The following is a 19,129-nucleotide window of genomic DNA, read 5'->3' on the forward strand; positions in this document are numbered from 1 at the left end:
GGGTCGGCGCGCCTCCACTCAGGCCGAGGCGCAGAGAAACGAGCAGGTCAAGAGTTCGGAATGGGAGTTGCCGCGGGGTCGGCCATGCTTGCGGTGAAGTACTGGAACGCCGACAGTTCGTAGCTGTCGTGCCCGGTGATCCCGGCGTGCTTGAGACACCACAGTTGGGCGTGCTCTGCGGTGGCCGTGTCGACGTATCGCTCTGAGCAGGTGAGGCACTTGCCGACGTAGCGCATGGTCGTGCCCTGGTCGGCTTTCAGCGTCCACTCGGCAAAGCGATAGACGCCGCGCGAGGGTCGCCCCGCTCTCATCCGAATGCCTCAGCCGGAAGCTGTGGACCACCCCCGTCGTCGGGATCGTCCTCCTCCGCGTCGTCCGGGCCGGGACCTTCATCCGGTCCGGGCAGGCGTGTGCCCCTGCTATCTGCGATCCGCTTCGTGTCGCGCAGTGCCTGGCTCATGCAGGCCAGCGCGAACCGGAGCTGATCGGCAGTGGCCTTACCGTCGTTGAGCAACTCGGCAACGTGGTCGAGCAGGTCACCCGCCATGCCGAGCTGCACGGACTCGATGTTGTCCGCCACGCGGGCCAAGTAGCCGTTGCCGTCGCTGGACAGGTAACACGGCTTGCCTTCGGGAGTCGACCAAGGAAGCAGCCGTGCCGAGTGCGTCGTGATCGTCACGCCATCACCTCCGTACCTTGCGGCAGAATCGGCGCTCGGAGTCTGGCGGTAGCTTGAGTCATGTCGTCAACCTCCTGGGTTGATGGCCACGCCCCCGGGCCGTCCACCACGGCCGCGGGGGTCCTTCTTCAGCAAGACCCTTGCGCTGAACACCTGTTGATCCCATCCCACGGCCCTATAGACCCGTCCTATATTGGAGATATGGGAGACACTCCCGAGAACCTGTGGTCTCACCCGCAGCTAGCAACGGCGGTCACCAGCGAGGACTGGGGCGCCGTCTTTCGCACGTATCGCAAGCTCACCGGCTTGAGCCAGACGAAGCTCGGGGAACGAGTCGGTCTCGCCCAGCCCGACGTGTCCGACATCGAGCGGGAGCGCCGCCGAATCACCTCTGTCGAGGTGCGGCAACGGATCGTGGCAGGGCTCGGTATTCCGGCCGCCCTCCAGGCCGGAACGGCAGCGGCAGACCCGGCAGAGAATCCGGTTCCGAGGCTTTCGCTTCCGGGGGCAACGCCGGACGAGGATCTGTTGACCCGCGTGACGAGCGTGGTCGACTCATCCCACCGAGTCGACGCAGCCACTCTCGATTGGCTTGACCGACTGCTCGCCGAGCACCGCCGTGCAGAGGACCACATCGGGTCACGACCGCTCGTCGACGTGATGCGCCAGCAACTCCGTACCGTCGTCGACCTGTACGCGGGCGCTCGCGGTCCGCTCGCAGACCGGGTCGTACGACTCGCCTCCGAACACGCGCAGTTCCTCGCGTGGATGTCCCAGGACCAGGCGCAGACCGCTGCAGCCTTGGCCTGGTACGACCGTTCGCACGAGTGGGCGTTGGAGGCGGGGGACGCCAACATGGCGGCCACGACGCTCAGCATGAAGGCACACATGGCGTGGTCCGGTGGCCGCGGAACGAGGTGTGTCCACCTCGCAGAGGCCGCCCGCTGGTCCGCACCGGGCACGTCGCTCGGAGTGCAGGGCATGGCCGCACAGATGGCAGCCAGGGGGCACGCACTCGAAGGCGAGGCCGACGAAGCGCACCGTCTGCTCGATGAAGCACAAGGACTTATCCACCGGGCCTCCGAGCACCCCGAGGACGAGCCGGTCTGGATGTACTTCTACGACGAGACGTGGTTCACCCTGCAACGCGGCATGGCGGCACTGCACTTGCGCGACTGGCGGGAAGCCGTGGATCAGATCACGGTCGGGCTCGCCTCGCTCCCGGACGAGTATCGACGCGACAAGACCTGGTACCGCGTGTGCCTCGCGCACGCACTCGCCGGGGCCGGTGAGTCTGCGCAAGCCGTGTCAGTGGCTGTGGCGAGCGTCCCAGACGCTGCCGCCATCGGGCGTCCGCATTCGTGGAACGAGCTGCACACCACGGCCGCCGTGCTGAAGCGACGGGGAGTGAAGGAAGGCTCAGAGTTGGTTGCTGCCCTACGCGAGTACGACTAGGCCTCCTCTTTCGGATCACTCTCACGGGCGTGAGATAGGTTGCCCGCCATGGCTGAACTCGGACCAGTCGCCTGGCCACCGGCCCCGATCAGGACCGAGAGGCTCGTGCTCCGCGAGTCCGAGGCCCGAGACCGTGAGGCGTTCATCGAACTGTTCGCATCGCCAGAAGTGCGAACCCACCTCGGTGGCCCTCGACCGCGCGATGAGCTCGAACGCGTCGTGCCTGAGATACCCGGGCGGCGCCCTGGCCTCTTCGTGATCGATCTCAACGGAGCGATGATCGGCACGATCACGCTCGATCGGCGCGATGCAGAGCGTCCGGGCCACCTCCGTCCGGAAGCCGGGGAGGCCGAGCTCGGTTACATGTTCCTGCCGGAAGTGTGGGGACGCGGGTACGCCGCCGAGGCATGCGTAGCAGCACTCGACTGGTTCGCCGACGCACTCCCCGGCGAGACGGTGGTGCTCTGCACGCAGACCGCCAACGATCGCTCGATGCGCCTCGCAGAGAAGCTGGGGTTCATCGAGGTGGAGCGGTTCGAGGAGTTCGGCGCCGAGCAGTGGTTCGGCGAGTGGTCCTCGGTCATGCCGTCCGGTTGAGCTAGGCCGTTTCCTCGGGGCATGACGCTGACCAAATGATGACGGGGATTGACGGCAACCCTGACGGCAACGACAGCACCCACAGGCTCGTGAGCGCGAACGTAGGCGCCCAGCCCAGGAGGCAATCGGGTCTTCTCCCAGGCCACCGCCCCAACCTACGGATCAGAAGGTTGCAGGTTCGAATCCTGCCGAGTGCACAGAGTCGAAAGGCCCCCGGATGATCCGGGGGCCTTTCGCGTTGTCCGGCCGGCCTCCGTGTTGTCCTGGGGTGGCCCCGTCGTGCGCCGAGCTGCCCCCGTGGTTCGCGGGGGCAGCGGCGGGTCAGGGCGTGGCCTTGGCGGGGGCGTTCGGGCGGGTGGGCTGCTGGAGCATGGGGCGGCGGCGGGCCGGCATTCCGAGCAGGGGGTGGGCGACGCCCCAGGCCGCGCCCTTGCAGATCAGTTCCTTGTAGAGGGCGGCGAGGCGTCCCGTCAGGGCCGCGTTGACCGAGCGGTCGTCGGCGGTGACGTACTGGATCAGACCTTCCTTGCGGCCCAGCGAGACGCACTGGTTGAAGTAGCGCATCGGCGTCTTCGGGATCTTTCCGCCGGTCAGGCGGGCCGCGATGGCGTCGGCGGCCTGCCAGGCCATGGGGGTGCCCGTGGCGCACGACATCCGCAGCGGCTTGTCGCCGGGGCCCATCGCCATGGCCGCGTCGCCGACCGCGTACACGTCCGGGTGCGAGACCGAGCGCATGGTCCGGTCGACCACGATCTGGCCGGTGTCGGTGACCTCCAGGGCCGTGGCCGCCGCGATCGGGTGAACCGCGAAGCCGGTGGTCCACACGGTGACCGCGGCCGGGATGGCCCCGCCGTCGGCGGTGGTGACGTGGTCGGCCTGTACGCCGGTGACGGCGGCCTGCTCGTGCGCGGTGATGCCGAGTTCGGCGAAGACCTTCCGTACGTGTGCGCGTCCCTTGGGCGAGAGCCAGTCGCCGAGACCGGCGCGGGCGGCGAGGGCGACGTCGAGGTCCGGGCGGGCCTCCGCGATCTCGGTCGCGGCCTCCAGGCCGGTGAGTCCACCGCCGACGACGACCACGCTCTCTCCGGCCTTCAGTTCGGCCAGGCGCTCGCGCAGCCGGAGCGCTCCGGGACGGCTCGCGATCTGGTGGGCGTGTTCGGCGGCGCCGGGGACGCCCTGGGCGTTCCAGCCGCTGCCGATGGCGTAGACGAGGGTGTCGTACTCCAGTTCCTCTTCCGTGGCGCCCTGCGCGTCGCTGATGGTGACGGTCTTGCGGTCGACGTCGACGGCGGTGACCTTGGCGAGCCTCAGCTCGACGCCGGTGTCCGCGAACATCTCGCTGAAGGGCCGGGGCCTGAGGTCCTGGCCGGCCGTCAGCTGGTGCATCCGGACGCGCTCGACGAAGTCGGGCTCCGGGTTCACGAGAGTGACGGCGACGTCCTCGCGGCGCAGCCGCCTGGCGACACGTCCGGCGGCGGTGGCTCCGGCGTATCCGGCTCCGATGACGACGATGCGGTGCTGCTGCATTTTCCTGCTCCTGTCATCAGCTCTTCAGCGGGTTTCGCCACTTGAACCGGACAGCCCCGCGTTTCCTGACAGGCGCTTGATGTGAAGCAGCTCACATCGGAGGCGGGGGCAGGGGGCAGGGGCGGGGGCAGAGGTGGGATCGGGGGTGGCAGGAGGGCTCGGACGAGGCAGGAGTCAGAAGCGTCCGGGGCGTCAGAAGGCCTTGAGCAAGGGGTCCCCGTGTTCCGTCGCCGCCCATTGGCGCGTCGCACGTTCGAGCTTGTCGGGGTTGACCTGGTTGCGGAACGCCACGATGCCCTCGGCGGTGATCTCCAGGCACATGACGCCGACGACCCGGCCGTCGACGGTCGCCACCAGGGCGGGGCCGCCGTTCGCGGTCGCCGTCCAGATGTCGGGCGAGCCGCCGACGTAGGCGCGCTTGGCCTCGCTGGGCTTGAACAGGCCCCGCATGAACTTCGCGACGGCGATGGCGCCCTCGAACGCCTTGGCGCGGGCGGGGACCTTGCCGCCGCCGTCGCCGATGGAGATGGCGTCCTGCGTGAGCAGCCGCACGAGCGGCTCGGTCCGACCACTGGTGGCGGCCGCGAGGAACTCTTCGACGATGCGCTGGGCGGTGGCCTCGTCGATCTCGGTGCGGGCCTTGCCGGCCGCGACGTGCTTCTTGGCGCGGTGGAAGATCTGCTGGCCCGCGGACTCGGTGATGTCGAGGATCTCCGCGATCTCCCGGTGCGAGTAGCCGAAGGCCTCGCGCAGCACGTACACCACCCGCTCGTTGGGTGAGAGGCGCTCCATGAGGGCGAGGACCGCGTACGAGACGGACTCGCGCTGCTCGGCGGTGTCGGCCGGGCCGAGCATCGGGTCACCGGCGAGCAGGGGCTCGGGCAGCCACTGGCCCACGTAGGTCTCGCGGCGGGCGCGCGCCGAGGTGAGCTGGTTGAGGCACAGGTTGGTGAGGACCTTCGTCAGCCAGGCCTCGGGCACTTCGACGTGCTCGACGTCGGCCGCCTGCCAGCGCAGGAAGGTGTCCTGCACGGCGTCCTCGGCGTCGCTCGCGGAGCCGAGGAGGCGGTAGGCGATGGCCTCCAGGCGTGGCCTCGCGGCCTCGAACCGGTCCACGTCGTTCACGGTCAGCGCCATGCTCCGGATCCTAGCCCGCGCCCCGAGACGGACGCCGATGTGATCACCGATGTGATCACGGGCACAGCTTGGCCGATTTTCACCGGAGTCACGGATTCCGCACATAGCGTGATCAACGACCAAGCAAGTCCTGCTTTATTGGAGGATTGATGCGCAAGTTGTACACGGGGAAGCGCAAGCTCGCTGTCGTCGGGACGCTGACGGCGATCGCCGTCGGCGTACCGGCCGTGGGGGCGGTCGCGGCGGAGATCAGTGGAAGCAGACTTCCCTTCTCCATAGCCACCGCGGGGAGCAAGGAGGACGGTGACCGCTGGAAGGGCAAGAGCAGCGGTCACGCCAAGGCCTGTGGCGATGTGCCGGTGAGCGACACCAGGACGTTCAGCGCGTACATCTACCAGGACAGGAGCCTCCGCCCCGACCCGAAGATAGCCAGCACGTCCCGCAGTTACCGGCAGGCGTACGGCTGCGGTGCGTACAAGGGCACCAGCACGACCAGCAAGTACTACACCAAGGCCACCTGGGCCGGGATCCCCGGCAGCCGGGCCTACGGTTACGTGAACGCCCAGAACTGATTCGTGAACGCCCAGAACTGATCAGGAATCACGTGACCACCAGCAACAGCACCGCCGCGACCGGCTCCCAGCCGGTCGCGGCGGTCGCGGCCGTGACCGTCCAGTACGGCTCCACGGTCGCCCTCGACGACGTATCCCTCGAATTCCCCTCCGGCGTCACCGGCCTCCTCGGCCCCAACGGGGCGGGGAAGAGCACCCTGTTGTCGCTCCTGAGCACGGCGCGCAGACCCAAGTCCGGGGCGGTCACCCTCCTCGGTGACGAGGCGCCCGGGCGTGCGCGGGTGCAGCGGATCCGGCAGCGGATCGGGGTGCTCCCGCAGTCCTTCGGGTTCTATCCCCGTTTCACCGTCCTGGAGTTCACCGAGTACGCGGCCTGGCTGCGCAAGGTGCCCGCGGCCCAGCGGCGCGAGCGGGCCCGCGACGCGCTGCGCCTCGTACAGATGGAGAAGCACGCGGACCGGAAGATGGGTGCCCTGTCCGGCGGCATGCTGCGCCGCGTCGGAATCGCCCAGGCCATGGTCAACGAACCGGCCCTGGTGCTCCTCGACGAACCGACCGTGGGCCTCGACCCGGCCCAGCGCGTCGGATTCCGGGCTCTGATCCAGGAGTTGGGCGAGCGGTCCGCCGTGGTGATGAGTACCCACCTCGCCGAGGACGTCGCCCACGTGTGCGACCGGGTCGCCGTCCTCCTCGAAGGTTCGGTCCGCTTCACCGGGACGGTCGCCGAGCTGTGCGCGCTGCCGGACGGGGACGGACCCGGCTCGGACGGCAAGGAAGTCGACGGGGGAGCCGTGGAAGCCGGTTATCTGCATCTGGCCGGGACGGAAGCGGTGGCGACCTGATGCGTGTGCTCCTTACCGAGATGCGGCGCGGCGAGGCCAAGTGGGCCGCCGCGCTCATGGGCGCGATCGGCGTGTACTACTTCACCGCCGAAAGCCCGGACGAGAGCGACTGGATCGGCTGGTGGACCCAGACCAGCCTCCAGGTCCAGCTCTACTCGGTGATCGTGATGGGCTCGGTGATGAGCGCCGCGGCCGCCTGGGGAGCGGGCCGCGCCTTCCGGCACCGGACCAGGGTCTGGGCGGACACCGCGGCGCGGGGCGGCTGGGCGCAGGCCCTGCTGCTGTGGCTCGCGGTGTGGCTGTGGGCCCTGCTCGCGTACGCCGTGCTCGTGGCCGTCGCGTTCTCGCGGACCGCGGGGGTCAGCGACGTCAGCGAGCCCGCCTGGACGCCACTGCTGCTCGGGGCCGGGATGATGGGCCTGGAGATCGCCGTGGGGGTCGCGATCGGTTCGGCGCTGCCGTCCCGGGTGGTCGCGCCCTTCGCGGGGATCTTCTGGTACGGGCTCTTCGTCTTCGTCGCGTTCGTCCCCGGCACCCCGCTGGACAAGCTGTTCCCGGCGATAGACGAGTTCTGGAGCTCGGAGTTCGAGCCCAACACCGGGCGCATGCTGATCGCCTTCGCCTGGTGTCTGGCCCTCGGCCTGCTCCTCACCGCGCTGCCCACGCTGCGGCGCCGTGCGGCGCTCGCCCCGCGGCCCCTCGCCCTCGGGGCGCTCGTCGTGGCGGCCGTCGTCGCGGGCGGGGCGCTTGTGGCGTTCCGTACGCCGACGCCCGACTCGTACTGGGCGGTGCGCAAGGCCCAGCCGGCGCAGCCGCTCTGTGCCACCAGTGGCCGCACGAAGGTGTGCCTGTGGCCGGAGGACCGCCATCTGCTGCCGAAGGCCCGCGCCGCGGTGAAGACGGTCGATGCCTCACTCGGCGGCCTGAAGGGGCTCAACCACGCCTTCTACGCGAGCGGCCTGAAGCGGCCATCGGGCGCCGTCGCCGAGCTGTCCCTGATGACGCCCGCGGAGACCGAGGCGGACCTGACCGACGCGCTGTTCGCGGCGGCGCTTCCCCAGCCCAAGTCCTCCGACTGCGAGCCCCACTTGCTCAAGGCGACCGGCGGTTACCCCGACACGTTCCTCTTCGAGGCCGTCATCCGTGCCCGTGCCGGGGCGCCCAGCGAGTACTACGGCGAGAAGTTCGGCCGCGTGCTCGCCCGGGTCACCGGGGCCCCGGCAGCGAAGCAGGACGCGTGGATCGAGGCGGCGGCCGACAACATCCGCGCCTGCCGCCCCGTTCCGGAGACCGCTGGGCCCGCTGGGCCCGCTGGGCCCGCTGGGCCCGCGAAGGGTTCGGAGCCGAAGAGGGAGCGGGAGCCGAAGCCGGAGCGGGAGCCGCAGCGGTGAGCGTCGCCGCCGTCGTCGCCTTCGCCTTCGTACGCTGCCGTGGCCTGCCCCGGGCCGCCGGCGTCGCGCTGCTGATCGCCCTGGTGGCGACCGCGTTCGCCGGGCAGCGCGTCGCGGTGCCCGAGTTCCGCTACCTGGTCGACTTCAGCGTGCCGGTGGCCGAAGTCGTGCCGGTGGCCCACGCGGTGGTCCTCGCCACCACGCTGTTCTCGCCGATGGCGGACCTGGAGCAGACCGCGGCCCAGCCGATGAGCCGACTGCGGGGCGGCTATCTGGTGGTGCTGCTCGCCCTGGCGCTCGGGCTGACCGCGCTGCCGCTGCTCACCGGCGCGACCGCGGAGGTGTTCGGCTCCGCGGCCCGCAATGTCGTCGGGTATCTCGGCCTCGCCATGATCAGTGCCCGCCTCTTCGGCAGCGGGCTCGCCTGGCTGCTGCCGCTCGGCATGTTCGGCCCCACGTTGCTGCTGGGCGTGGCCGCCGACAACACTCCGGAGCCGTGGGCGTGGTCGCTGCACGCCTCGTCCAGCACGTCGGCCGCCGTGGTGGCCGTGGCGCTGTGGGTGGCGGGCGCGGTGGCGGCCGCGACGGGGCGGCCCAGGCAGACGGAGCGGGCGGAGCAGTAGAAGGCAAAGGAGAAGGAGAAGGCTGCGCGAGACTGGCCCCATGGAGTGGCGTAGTGCGGGGTTGAGCTGGGCGGACAGTGGGCGGCCCGTGCTCGTGTGGGAGCGGGGGGAGATCAGTCCGCTGGTGGTGGGGAGGCGCGTGGGCTTCCGCGCGCTGGGCCGGCGGGAGTGCGTGGGGGCACGGGGTAACCCCTGCCCGGTGGCCGCCGCCGTCCCGGCGCGCGGGACTCAGGCCCGGTGCGCCGAGTGCGCACGCCTCGACCGGGCGCACTCGGTGGCCGCCGACACCATCGCCGACGATCCCCGTACCTACCGCGTCTACCTCGCGTGGTTCGGCGCGGGGCTGGTGAAGGTGGGGATCACCCGCGAGGAGCGGGGCCCGGCCCGGCTGCTCGAACAGGGAGCCGTGGCCTTCGCCTGGCTGGGCCGGGGGCCCTTGATGGCCGCGCGCCGGACGGAGGAACTGCTGCGGGTCGCCCTCGGGGTGCCGGACCGGATCTCGTACGCCAGGAAGCGGGCCGTCAGGGCGAGCTTGCCGGGGGCGGAGGAGCGGCGGCACGAACTGGAACGTCTGCATGCCTTCGCCCTCGCGCTCGACGGGTGGCCCGAGTCGCTTGAGCGGATGCCTGGGGGGATCGTGGATCACGGGGAGGCGTTCGGGGTGGAGCGGCTCGCGGGTGTCGGCGGTTTCGCCGTGACCGAGCTGGTCGAGGGCGGGGTGGTGCTGGGGGATCTCGTCGCCGTGGCCGGGCCCGACGTCTATCTCGATGACGCCGGCCGCCTGACCGTGCTCGACAGCCGCCTGCTGCGGGGGTGGCGGCTTGAAGGGGCAGGGGGCGGCGGTGCGGCGCAGGGGGCGGCGCGTACGACTGCTCCTGTGCGGGAGGTGCCTGTCGTGCAGGGTGGGCTTTTCTGAGGTTTGTGCTGTCGGGGTGGTGGGTTTGCTGGGGGGTGGCGGGCGCGGCCGGGGTCGTCGACCGCTGGGGTTGCTGGGGGCGCGGGGTTTCCGGGGGTGGCGGGACTGCCGGGCTGACAGGGCGCGCTGGGGGCAGCCGGGGTGGCGGGGCGCCGGGTGCCGTCTCGGTTTTCGCGTGACGCTGGGCGCCGCTCACGCTGGCGCCGCGTCAAGCCCGGCTGACCTACGGCAATGAGCCGGGGTGAGCCCCCTGCGCCGGTTGCCGTCGAAGCTGACCGGACGGTCAAGTCTTCCTGCCCGTACGGCAATGAGAGCGGGGAGAGGCTGGACAGGCGAGTGAGCCCCGGCCGAGTCTGAGGACATGAGTGATCAGCCCGCCACGCCTGTCCCCCCTTTCGAACCGCCCTACTACACCGTCGTGTTCACCTCGGTGAGGACCGCAGCCGCGGACGGCCAGGACGACGGTTACGACGAGACCGCCGCCCGCATGGACGAGCTCGTCGCCGCCGTGCCCGGCTTCCTGGGCATGGAATCCGCGCGTACGCCCGGCGGGCTCGGCATCACGGTGGGGTACTTCCGCGACGCGGACGCGATCCAGCAGTGGCGCGCCGACGCCGAGCACCGCACGGCGCAGAAGCGGGGGCGCGGCGAGTGGTACGAGACGTACTCCGTCCACGTCGCCAAGGTGGAGCGGAGCTACGGCTTCGAGCGGGGCCTGTAGTGGGCGTGTAGTCACGCCCAGTGCAAGAAAGTCCCGCCAGCGCGCCCCATTTGCGCCTGCCGAGCGGGACTTTCCTGCAATCCCCGTAACGGCGCCGTCTCAGCGCAACCTGAGGCCTCGGCTCGTTCGTGGCCGAGCGGTCCGAGGGGTCCCCGGAGGCTTGACGCCTGCCGTTTCTCAGGGAATTCACAGGTTGCGGCAAGAGCTCTCTCAGGGCCGCGCCGCAGGCTGTCTGCCATGACTACGACCTCGCCCCAGGGGCGTACCGAACTGCTCAGGGCGGATGGGAGTCCCGTCCGCGTGCTCGTCGTCGACGACGAGGTGTCGTTGACCGAGCTGCTCTCCATGGCCCTGCGTTACGAGGGCTGGCAGATCCGCAGCGCGGGTGACGGAGCCGGTGCGGTGCGGGTCGCCCGTTCTTTCCGGCCCGACGCCGTCGTGCTCGACATGATGCTGCCCGACATGGACGGCCTCGCCGTACTCGGGCGGCTGCGGCGTGAGCTGCCCGAGGTACCGGTGCTGTTCCTGACGGCCAAGGACGCCGTCGAGGACCGGATCGCCGGGCTCACCGCCGGGGGTGACGACTACGTGACCAAGCCCTTCAGCCTGGAGGAGGTCGTCGCGCGGTTGCGCGGGCTCATCCGCCGGGCGGGGGCCTCCGACCGGCGCAGTGAGTCCGTCCTCGCCGTGGGGGACCTGACCCTCGACGAGGACAGCCACGAGGTGACGCGGGGCGGGGACTCCATCCATCTCACCGCCACCGAGTTCGAGCTGCTTCGCTTCCTGATGCGCAACCCGCGGCGCGTTCTCAGTAAGGCGCAGATCCTGGACCGCGTGTGGAACTACGACTTCGGGGGCCAGGCCAACGTCGTCGAGCTCTACATCTCGTATCTCCGGAGGAAGATCGACGCCGGACGTGAGCCGATGATCCACACGCGGCGCGGTGCCGGATACCTGATCAAGGCCGCGCCCTCGATCGAGGTGGCCGCCGCCTCATGAAGCGATGACGCGGCGGCGGCAGCCGCGGTCGCTGCGGACGCGGCTCGTCGTCTCGGCGGTGGCGCTGATCGCCGTCGTCTGCGCGGTGATCGGCACGGTGACCACCATCGCGCTGCGCTCGCACCTGTACGAGCAACTGGACGGCTCGCTCGGCGCGGTGGCGATGCGCGCGTCGGGGCCGATTCCGAAGCCGGGTGAGGACATCCCCGGCGGCCTGTCCGAGGATTCGGGCGATCCGCTGCGGTTCGTCTCCAAGGGGCCACAGGAGATCGGCACCATCGGAGCCGTCGTCGAGGACGACGGATCTGTCGGTCAGGCCCTGGTCAGCAAGGACAGCGAGAGTGGCGACGTGGCCCCGCGGGCCGAGCGGCTCGACGCGGGGCAGTCGACCGCGCTCGGCTCGGTCCCGCGTGACGGGCACGCCCACAACGTCGACATCCCCCGTCTCGGCGAGTACCGCGTGGAGTACACGACGGGCCCGCACGGCGACTTCCTCGTCGGCGTCCCCACCACCAAGGTGGAGAACACCCTCAACACCTTGATCATCGTCGAGGTCAGCGTCACCGCCGCGGGCCTCGTCGCCGCCTCGCTGGCCGGCGCCGCCATGGTCGGTGTCGCGCTGCGCCCGCTGCGCCGCGTCGCCGCGACCGCGACCCGGGTCTCCGAACTCCCGCTGCACAGCGGCGAGGTGACGCTGTACGAACGCGTCCCCGACGCGGCGCCGAACACCGAGGTCGGGCAGGTGGGCGCCGCGCTCAACCGCATGCTGGACCATGTGCACTCCGCGCTGCACGCGCGCCAGGAGAGCGAGACGCGGGTACGCCAGTTCGTCGCGGACGCCAGTCATGAGCTGCGTACGCCGCTGGCCTCGATCCGCGGCTATGCCGAACTGACGCGCAGGGGCGGGGAGTCGACCGGGCCGGATACGCGGCACGCGCTCGGGCGGATCGAGTCCGAGGCGCAGCGGATGACGGGGCTCGTGGAGGACCTGCTGCTGCTCGCCCGCCTCGACGAGGGGTGCGGTGGTGGGGACACCGACGGCCCGGGTGACCGACTGCCGCTCTCGTATCAGAGCACTGATCTCTCACCGCTCGTCGTCGACACCGTGAGCGACGCGCGCGCCGCCGGACCTGACCACATCTGGTCCCTGGAGCTGCCGGACGAGCCCGCGCTCGTCCTCGCCGACGCGGCCCGCCTCCAGCAGGTCGTCGTCAATCTCCTGGCCAACGCGCGTACGCACACGCCACCGGGCACCAAGGTCACCGCACGCGTGCGGCGGGCAGGCCCCGGTGTCCGCCTGGAGATCGAGGACAACGGCCCCGGCATCGCCCCCGTCCTCCTCCCCCACGTCTTCGAACGCTTCGCCCGCGGCGACGCCTCGCGCTCCCGCAACGCCGGGTCCACCGGGCTCGGCCTCGCCCTCGTGCAGGCCATCGTCGCGGCGCACGGCGGCAGCGTGACGGTGGACAGCGTGCCGGGGCGGACGGTGTTCACGGTGACGCTGCCTACGGAATCCGTGCAGGTCAGCGGCGTGTCATGGGACTCACAGGCGGGCCACAGCCTCACCACACAGCCCTGACAGACCACTTGGCGAACGTCGGTGCCATGCAAACCGACTCTTCCCCGGGCGGCGCTTGCTCGGCCCCTCTGCCGGCACGGGCCCACCTCCCCGCCGGACGGCGCGATGCGGCCGTCCTGGACATCGTGATCCCCGTCTACAACGAGGAGAAGGATCTGGGGCCGTGTGTGCTGCGCCTGCACGACCACCTCGTCCGCACCTTCCCCTACCCCTTCCGCATCACCATCGCGGACAACGCGTCCACGGACCGCACCCCCGAGGTGGCGGCGCGGCTCGCGGCGTCCAGCGGAGAGGTCCGCTACACGCGCCTCGAGCAGAAGGGGCGTGGGCGGGCCCTGCGCGCCGTGTGGTCCGCCTCGGACGCCCCCGTCCTCGCCTACATGGACGTGGATCTGTCCACCGACCTCAACGCGCTGCTCCCGCTGGTGGCGCCGCTGATCTCCGGGCACTCCGACCTGGCGATCGGCTCCCGGCTCGCGCGCAGCTCGCGGGTCGTGCGCGGCCCCAAGCGGGAGTTCATCTCGCGTACGTACAACCTCATCCTGCGCGGCTCCCTGCACGCCCGGTTCTCGGACGCCCAGTGCGGGTTCAAGGCGATCAGGGGTGATGTGGCGGGGGTGCTGCTTCCGCTGGTCGAGGACACCGGGTGGTTCTTCGACACGGAGATGCTGGTGCTCGCCGAGCGCGCGGGGCTTCGCATCCACGAGGTGCCGGTCGACTGGGTCGACGACCCGAACTCGACTGTCCATCTGGTGAAGACCGCCACGGACGACCTCAAGGGAGTGTGGCGGGTCGGGCGCGCCCTCGCGGTCGGCGCGCTCCCACTCGACCGCCTCGCGCGCCCCTTCGGGGACGATCCGCGCGACCGGAGACTGTCCGGTGTGCCGGGGGGCCTCGCCCGCCAGTTGGTCGGCTTCTGCGTGGTCGGCGCGCTCTCCACGCTCTTCTACCTGCTCCTGTACTCCGGCTTCCGTACGTTCTCGGGCTCGCAGGTGGCCAACGCGCTCGCCCTGCTGGTGTCGGCCGTCGCCAACACGGCGGCCAACCGGCGGCTGACCTTCGGGGTGCGCGGTCGTGACCGGGCGATGCGCCACCAGGCGCAGGGCCTGGTGGTGTTCGCGATCGGCCTCGCCCTGACCAGCGGCTCGCTGGCCGCACTCGGCGCGGCGTCGGGCAACCCGTCCCACTCCACGGAACTCGCCGTCCTGATAGCCGCCAACCTCGCGGCGACCGTCCTGCGGTTCCTGCTGCTGCGGGCCTGGGTCTTCCCGGAGCGAAGGGACGCCGCGGCGCCGCCGGACACCTCGTACGAGCTCACCTACGCACACGACCCGAGGAACGCACGATGACGACGAATCCCCACGCGCCCGTGCCATCACCCGCGCTACCGTCCGCACCACCGCCCGGGCCGACGCCCGCACCACCGCCCGCGCCGTCGCACACGGCTCCGGGTGAGCGAGCCCACCGGGGCACGCGCACCCTGCCCGCGCGGCTCTGGCGCGGGCGCCCGGACGACCCGCGCTGGGCGCGCCCCGCCTTCCTGGGGCTGCTGCTCGCGACCGCGGTCCTCTACCTGTGGAACCTCAGCGCGTCCGGCTACGCCAACTCCTTCTACTCCGCGGCCGTCCAGGCGGGCAGCCAGAGCTGGAAGGCGATGTTCTTCGGCTCGCTCGACGCGGGCAACGCCATCACCGTCGACAAGCCCCCGGCCGCGCTCTGGCCGATGGCCCTGTCCGTACGCCTCTTCGGGCTCAACTCCTGGGCGGTGCTCGCCCCCCAGGTGCTGATGGGCGTCGCGACGGTCGGTGTCCTGCACGCCGCGGTGCGCCGCCGCTTCAGCCCGGCGGCCGGGCTGATCGCGGGCGCGGTGCTCGCGCTGACACCCGTCGCCGCGCTGATGTTCCGGTTCAACAACCCGGACGCGCTGCTCGCGCTCCTGATGACCGTCACCGTGTACTGCGTCCTGCGCGCCCTTGAGCACGGCCGCACCAAGTGGCTGGTGTGGGCGGGCGTCGCGGTCGGTCTCGCCTTCCTGGCCAAGACGCTGCAGGCCTTCCTCATCCTGCCGCCGCTGGCCGTCCTGTACGCGGTGTGCGCGCCCGTACGGCTGCGCAAGCGCTTCGGCCAGCTCGCCCTCTCCGGGCTCGCGGTGATCGTCGCGGGCGGCTGGTGGGTCGCGATCGTGGAGCTGTGGCCCGCGTCCTCACGCCCGTACATCGGCGGCTCGCAGAACAACTCCTTCCTTGAGCTGACCTTCGGCTACAACGGCCTCGGCCGCATCAACGGCGAGGAGACCGGCAGCGTCGGTGGTGGTGGTGGCGGCGGCGGTGGTGGTGGCATGCAGTGGGGCGAGACCGGGCTCGGGCGGATGTTCAACTCCGAGGTCGGCAGCCAGATCTCCTGGCTGCTCCCCGCCGCGCTGATCCTGCTCGTCGGCGGCACCCTCCACACCTGGAAGGGCCGTAGGACCGACACCGTGCGCTCGGCGTTCGTGGCGTGGGGCAGCGCCCTGCTGATGACGGCGGCCGTCTTCAGCTTCATGGCGGGGATCTTCCACCAGTACTACACGGTCGCCCTCGCCCCCTACATCGCGGCGCTGATCGGCATGGGCGCCACGGTCCTGTGGGAGGAGCGCGCCAAGTGGTGGGCGAGCGCGCTGCTCGGCGTGGCCGTCGCGGGAACGGCGTGGTGGGGGTACGTCCTGCTCGGCCGCACCCCCGACTACCTGCCGTGGCTGCGCTGGGCGGTGCTCGTCGGCGGCCTCGTGGGCGCGCTGGGCCTGCTGCTCGTGGCCAGGCTCGGGCGTCAACTCGCCCTCGCCGCGGTCGTGCTGAGCCTCGCCGCCTCGATGGCGGGCCCGGTGGCGTACACCCTCTCCACCGTCAACAGCGCGCACACCGGGTCGATCGTGACCGCGGGCCCGGCCTCGGCGGGTGGGATGGGCGGCGGCCCTGGTGGGGGCGGCCCTGGTGGGGTGCAGCCGCCCGGCCAGAACGGACAGGCACAGAACGGGCAGGCACAGAACGGTCAGCAGCCCCCCACCGGCGGCCAGAACGGCGGCGGCACGGGCCGGCCCCCGGGCCAGGGCAGCCAGCAGGGCCAGCAGGGCCAGCAGGGCCAGCAGGGCGCCCTGCCCGGCGGCCGCACCGCCGAGCGCGGCGGCATGGGCGGCGGAGGCGGCGGCATGGGAGGCCTGCTCGACGGCGCCCAGGTCAGCGCCAAGGCGAAGAAGCTCCTGGAGACGGACGCCGAGGAGTACACCTGGGCGGCGGCGGCCATCGGCTCGCAGAACGCCGCGAGCTACCAACTGGCCACCGGTGATCCGGTGATGGCCATCGGCGGCTTCAACGGCAGCGATCCGTCGCCGACCCTGGCCCAGTTCAAGCAGTACGTCGAGGACGGCAAGGTCCACTACTTCATCTCGGGCGGTGGCATGGGCGGCGGCATGGCCGGCGACAGCGGCACCTCCTCCAAGATCAGCTCCTGGGTGGCGGACACCTTCGAGAAGGTCACGGTCGGCAGCGCGACCTTCTACGACCTGACGCAGCCGAAGAGCTGACGACACCCGCCTGGACCGGGGCCGACCGCACACCGCGGCCGGCCCCGCCGTCATGTCCGCCGGAAACCGTCTTGTACGCCGTACGGGAGATGCCTTACGGTGTACACCGCACCCCACACGTACACCGTATAAGCAGAAGGAGAGGGCATGACGGCAACGACGACCGCCGAGACCCCCACCGCCCCCCAGGGCCACCCCCAACGCTGGCTGATCCTCGGCGTCATCTGCCTCGCCCAGCTCACCGTCCTCCTGGACAACACCGTCCTGAACGTCGCCATCCCCTCCCTCACCGAGGAGCTGGACGCGTCCACGGCCGACATCCAGTGGATGATCAACGCCTACTCGCTCGTCCAGTCCGGCCTCCTCCTCACCGCGGGCAGCGCGGCCGATCGCTACGGCCGCAAGAAGATGCTCACCGCGGGCCTCGCCCTCTTCGGTATCGGCTCGCTGGTCGCGGGGCTCGCCCAGTCCTCGACGCAGCTCATCGCCGCGCGGGCCGGGATGGGCATCGGCGGCGCGCTCCTGATCACCACCACGCTCGCCGTGATCGTGCAGATCTTCGACGACACCGAGCGGATGAAGGCGATCGGCCTCTGGTCGACCGTCAACTCCCTCGGCTTCGCCGTCGGTCCGCTGATGGGCGGGGTCATGCTCAACCACTTCTGGTGGGGCGCGATCTTCCTGATCAACATCCCCGTCGTGATCGTCGCGCTCGCCGCCGTCGTGAAGCTGGTCCCCGAGTCCAAGAACCCGCGGGGCGACCGCCCCGACCTGCTCGGCGCGCTGCTCTCCACCATCGGCATGACCTCGGTCGTGTACGCGATCATCTCCGGCCCCGAGCACGGCTGGACGTCCGCGCAGGTCCTGCTGGCGGCCGCGGTGGGCGTCGTGGTCCTCGGCGTCTTCGTCGTCTGGGAGCTGCGCATCCCGTACCCGATGCTGGACATGCACTTCTTCCGCAACCAGCGCTTCATCGGGGCCGTCGCGGGCGCCATCCTGGTCGCCTTCGGCATGGGCGGCTCGCTCTTCCTGCTCACCCAGCACCTCCAGTTCGTGCTCGGTTACGAGCCGTTGGAGGCGGGCCTGCGTACGGCGCCGCTCGCGGTGACCGTCGTCGCACTCAACCTCACCGGCCTCGGCGCGCGGCTCCTGAAGCGGACGAGCACCCCCGCGACGATCGCCATCGGCATGAGCCTGCTCTCCGCGGGTCTCGCCGCGATCGCCGTGCTCGGCGGCGACAACTACGCCGGGATGCTGACCGGTCTGATCGTGATGGGCGCGGGCATCGCCCTTGCCATGCCCGCCATGGCCAACGCGATCATGAGCGCCATACCGCCGGAGAAGGCGGGTGTGGGCGCGGGCGTCAACGGCACGCTCGCGGAGTTCGGCAACGGTCTCGGCGTGGCCGTGCTCGGCGCTGTCCTGAACTCTCGCTTCGCCTCGCTCGTCACCGTCTCCGCGGTCTCGCTGCCCGCCGCGCTTGCCGCCGCGGGGTCGGACGCCGAACGCGCGGAAATCGCCGACGCGTTCTCCTCCGGCCTGGAGACCAGTCAGCTGGTGGGCGCGGTAGCCGTGTTCCTCGGCGGCATGCTGGCAGCCGCGTTGCTGAAGCGTGCGGAGAGGGCAGACTCTGCGAAGACGGACCCGGCTGCGGCGTCCGCATAGCATCGATGAACGGGCGACGGACTGGCTGATTCCGGTCTGTCGCCCGCCTCCGACCACCGGTACCAGTACAAGAGCTCAGGACCAGGAAGGTGCGCCATGGCGAAGGCAGCCGACCGCGCGAAGCGCCCCGCGCGTACCAGCGTCTGGCTGGAGGGCAAGGCCCTCCGGAACGGCGCGGGCCGCAGGAGTGATCAGCCGTCGGGCCTGGACCGGGAGCGCATCACCGAGGCCACGGTCCGCCTTCTGGACGAGGAGGGCCTTGCCAAGTTCTCCATGCGCCGCCTGGCGGCGGACCTGAACGTCACGGCGATGTCCGTGTACTGGTACGTCGACACCAAGGACGACCTCCTCGAGTTGGCCCTGGACTCGGCCGCCGGGGAGATGGTCCTGCCGGACCCGGAGTCGGCCACGCCCGAGCGGTGGCGCGAGGCGCTGCGGGAACTGGCCGAGGAGTACCGGCGTCTGCTGGTCAGGCACGCCTGGGTGTCGCCGCTGGTCGGCAGCTTCCTGAACATCGGGCCGAACTGGATCAAGTTCGCCCTCGCCGTGCAGGAAGTGGTGCGCAAGACCGGCCTGCCGACGGAGAAGCAGGCCGGCGCGATCGCCGCGGTCTTCCAGTTCGTGTACGGATTCGGCACCGTGCAGGGTCACTACATCGCGCGGTGCACTGCCGCGGGGCTCACCCCGGAGGAGTACTTCGAGGAGGCCATGGGCGCGGTCAAGGCCCATCCGGCGCTTGAGGAGACCCTGCACAGCTCCGCCGACATGATGAAGGCGCGGGGCGGGTCCACGGTCGAGGAGATGTGGGAGCTGGACTTCAAGGTCGCGCTCGACCTCCTTGTCGCGGGCATCGAGGCGACCCTGTAG

Annotated in this window: 18 protein-coding genes; 14 read left to right on the forward strand and 4 right to left on the reverse strand. The window is 70.9% G+C overall.

From position 1 onward, the window contains the following. Nucleotides 1–47 precede the first annotated feature (47 nt). Both AB0I94_RS17775 and AB0I94_RS17780 read right to left on the reverse strand, forming a co-directional pair. On the reverse strand, nt 48–311 hold the full coding sequence (locus AB0I94_RS17775; RefSeq protein ID WP_363310485.1) for a hypothetical protein: 264 nt from the start codon (nt 309–311) through the stop codon (nt 48–50). Then, a complete protein-coding gene (locus AB0I94_RS17780; RefSeq protein WP_363310486.1) occupies nt 308–679 on the reverse strand; it encodes a hypothetical protein in 372 nt (123 codons plus the stop codon). Before AB0I94_RS17780 ends, AB0I94_RS17775 begins: the two co-directional genes overlap by 4 nt. A 201-nt stretch (nt 680–880) precedes the next feature. Here AB0I94_RS17780 and AB0I94_RS17785 point away from each other — a divergent pair, with 201 nt between their 5' ends. Next, entirely contained in the window at nt 881–2,134 is a 1,254-nt protein-coding gene (locus AB0I94_RS17785; protein ID WP_363310487.1) for a helix-turn-helix domain-containing protein, read from the forward strand. 48 nt (nt 2,135–2,182) lie between these two features. Beyond that, the gene (locus AB0I94_RS17790) at nt 2,183–2,731 is read left to right on the forward strand and encodes a GNAT family N-acetyltransferase (protein WP_363310488.1); all 549 of its coding nucleotides are present in this window, start codon (nt 2,183–2,185) and stop codon (nt 2,729–2,731) included. Between the two features lie 321 nt (nt 2,732–3,052). On the opposite strand, the gene AB0I94_RS17795 is transcribed toward AB0I94_RS17790, so the two are convergent. After that, nucleotides 3,053–4,258: an FAD-dependent oxidoreductase gene (locus tag AB0I94_RS17795; protein WP_363310489.1), complete on the reverse strand. Its 1,206-nt coding sequence runs from the start codon at nt 4,256–4,258 to the stop codon at nt 3,053–3,055. 192 nt (nt 4,259–4,450) lie between these two features. Continuing rightward, nucleotides 4,451–5,395: an RNA polymerase sigma factor SigJ gene (sigJ, locus tag AB0I94_RS17800; protein WP_363310490.1), complete on the reverse strand. Its 945-nt coding sequence runs from the start codon at nt 5,393–5,395 to the stop codon at nt 4,451–4,453. A gap of 149 nt (nt 5,396–5,544) precedes the next feature. Between sigJ and AB0I94_RS17805 the strand changes: the two genes are divergently transcribed. The 12 genes from AB0I94_RS17805 to AB0I94_RS17860 all read left to right on the forward strand — a co-directional run bounded on the left by AB0I94_RS17805 (nt 5,545) and on the right by AB0I94_RS17860 (nt 19,129). Next, a complete protein-coding gene (locus AB0I94_RS17805) occupies nt 5,545–5,967 on the forward strand; it encodes a hypothetical protein (protein ID WP_363310491.1) in 423 nt (140 codons plus the stop codon). 32 nt (nt 5,968–5,999) lie between these two features. Then, the gene (locus tag AB0I94_RS17810; RefSeq protein ID WP_363310492.1) at nt 6,000–6,809 is read left to right on the forward strand and encodes an ATP-binding cassette domain-containing protein; all 810 of its coding nucleotides are present in this window, start codon (nt 6,000–6,002) and stop codon (nt 6,807–6,809) included. Then, the gene (locus AB0I94_RS17815) at nt 6,809–8,200 is read left to right on the forward strand and encodes a hypothetical protein (RefSeq protein ID WP_363310493.1); all 1,392 of its coding nucleotides are present in this window, start codon (nt 6,809–6,811) and stop codon (nt 8,198–8,200) included. The genes AB0I94_RS17810 and AB0I94_RS17815 overlap by 1 nt, the downstream gene beginning before the upstream one ends. Continuing rightward, complete coding sequence (locus tag AB0I94_RS17820) at nt 8,197–8,823, forward strand: hypothetical protein (RefSeq protein WP_363310494.1); 627 nt, start codon at nt 8,197–8,199, stop codon at nt 8,821–8,823. Before AB0I94_RS17815 ends, AB0I94_RS17820 begins: the two co-directional genes overlap by 4 nt. Before the next feature lie 40 nt (nt 8,824–8,863). Continuing rightward, the gene (locus AB0I94_RS17825) at nt 8,864–9,739 is read left to right on the forward strand and encodes a DUF2797 domain-containing protein (protein ID WP_363310495.1); all 876 of its coding nucleotides are present in this window, start codon (nt 8,864–8,866) and stop codon (nt 9,737–9,739) included. Nucleotides 9,740–10,100: 361 nt separating this feature from the next. Then, nucleotides 10,101–10,460, forward strand: a complete 360-nt coding sequence (locus AB0I94_RS17830; RefSeq protein ID WP_363310496.1) for an antibiotic biosynthesis monooxygenase — start codon at nt 10,101–10,103, stop codon at nt 10,458–10,460. Nucleotides 10,461–10,697: 237 nt separating this feature from the next. Continuing rightward, the gene (locus AB0I94_RS17835) at nt 10,698–11,459 is read left to right on the forward strand and encodes a response regulator transcription factor (RefSeq protein WP_363310497.1); all 762 of its coding nucleotides are present in this window, start codon (nt 10,698–10,700) and stop codon (nt 11,457–11,459) included. A 4-nt stretch (nt 11,460–11,463) separates the two neighbouring features. Further along, nucleotides 11,464–13,038 carry a HAMP domain-containing sensor histidine kinase gene (locus AB0I94_RS17840; protein ID WP_363310498.1) on the forward strand — a complete coding sequence of 525 codons (1,575 nt, stop codon included), beginning with the start codon at nt 11,464–11,466 and terminating at the stop codon, nt 13,036–13,038. 26 nt (nt 13,039–13,064) lie between these two features. After that, complete coding sequence (locus AB0I94_RS17845; protein WP_363310499.1) at nt 13,065–14,387, forward strand: bifunctional glycosyltransferase family 2/GtrA family protein; 1,323 nt, start codon at nt 13,065–13,067, stop codon at nt 14,385–14,387. After that, a complete protein-coding gene (locus AB0I94_RS17850; protein WP_363310500.1) occupies nt 14,384–16,597 on the forward strand; it encodes a glycosyltransferase family 39 protein in 2,214 nt (737 codons plus the stop codon). The genes AB0I94_RS17845 and AB0I94_RS17850 overlap by 4 nt, the downstream gene beginning before the upstream one ends. A gap of 147 nt (nt 16,598–16,744) precedes the next feature. Beyond that, a complete protein-coding gene (locus tag AB0I94_RS17855; RefSeq protein ID WP_363310501.1) occupies nt 16,745–18,262 on the forward strand; it encodes an MFS transporter in 1,518 nt (505 codons plus the stop codon). Nucleotides 18,263–18,358: 96 nt separating this feature from the next. Beyond that, on the forward strand, nt 18,359–19,129 hold the full coding sequence (locus AB0I94_RS17860) for a TetR/AcrR family transcriptional regulator (protein ID WP_363310502.1): 771 nt from the start codon (nt 18,359–18,361) through the stop codon (nt 19,127–19,129).

This window comes from Streptomyces sp. NPDC050147, assembly GCF_040660195.1.
Lineage (GTDB): Bacteria > Actinomycetota > Actinomycetes > Streptomycetales > Streptomycetaceae > Streptomyces.

What these genes read in the sequence shown, in the direction of transcription:
- AB0I94_RS17845 (WP_363310499.1), top strand. Translation starts at nt 13,065, where the DNA reads ATGCAAACCGACTCTTCCCCGGGCGGCGCTTGCTCGGCCCCTCTGCCG.
- AB0I94_RS17830 (WP_363310496.1), top strand. Translation starts at nt 10,101, where the DNA reads ATGAGTGATCAGCCCGCCACGCCTGTCCCCCCTTTCGAACCGCCCTAC.
- AB0I94_RS17855 (WP_363310501.1), top strand. Translation starts at nt 16,745, where the DNA reads ATGACGGCAACGACGACCGCCGAGACCCCCACCGCCCCCCAGGGCCAC.
- AB0I94_RS17825 (WP_363310495.1), top strand. Translation starts at nt 8,864, where the DNA reads ATGGAGTGGCGTAGTGCGGGGTTGAGCTGGGCGGACAGTGGGCGGCCC.
- AB0I94_RS17795 (WP_363310489.1), bottom strand. Translation starts at nt 4,258, where the DNA reads ATGCAGCAGCACCGCATCGTCGTCATCGGAGCCGGATACGCCGGAGCC.
- AB0I94_RS17860 (WP_363310502.1), top strand. Translation starts at nt 18,359, where the DNA reads ATGGCGAAGGCAGCCGACCGCGCGAAGCGCCCCGCGCGTACCAGCGTC.
- AB0I94_RS17805 (WP_363310491.1), top strand. Translation starts at nt 5,545, where the DNA reads ATGCGCAAGTTGTACACGGGGAAGCGCAAGCTCGCTGTCGTCGGGACG.
- AB0I94_RS17785 (WP_363310487.1), top strand. Translation starts at nt 881, where the DNA reads ATGGGAGACACTCCCGAGAACCTGTGGTCTCACCCGCAGCTAGCAACG.
- AB0I94_RS17775 (WP_363310485.1), bottom strand. Translation starts at nt 311, where the DNA reads ATGAGAGCGGGGCGACCCTCGCGCGGCGTCTATCGCTTTGCCGAGTGG.
- AB0I94_RS17815 (WP_363310493.1), top strand. Translation starts at nt 6,809, where the DNA reads ATGCGTGTGCTCCTTACCGAGATGCGGCGCGGCGAGGCCAAGTGGGCC.
- AB0I94_RS17850 (WP_363310500.1), top strand. Translation starts at nt 14,384, where the DNA reads ATGACGACGAATCCCCACGCGCCCGTGCCATCACCCGCGCTACCGTCC.
- sigJ (WP_363310490.1), bottom strand. Translation starts at nt 5,395, where the DNA reads ATGGCGCTGACCGTGAACGACGTGGACCGGTTCGAGGCCGCGAGGCCA.
- AB0I94_RS17840 (WP_363310498.1), top strand. Translation starts at nt 11,464, where the DNA reads ATGACGCGGCGGCGGCAGCCGCGGTCGCTGCGGACGCGGCTCGTCGTC.
- AB0I94_RS17835 (WP_363310497.1), top strand. Translation starts at nt 10,698, where the DNA reads ATGACTACGACCTCGCCCCAGGGGCGTACCGAACTGCTCAGGGCGGAT.
- AB0I94_RS17790 (WP_363310488.1), top strand. Translation starts at nt 2,183, where the DNA reads ATGGCTGAACTCGGACCAGTCGCCTGGCCACCGGCCCCGATCAGGACC.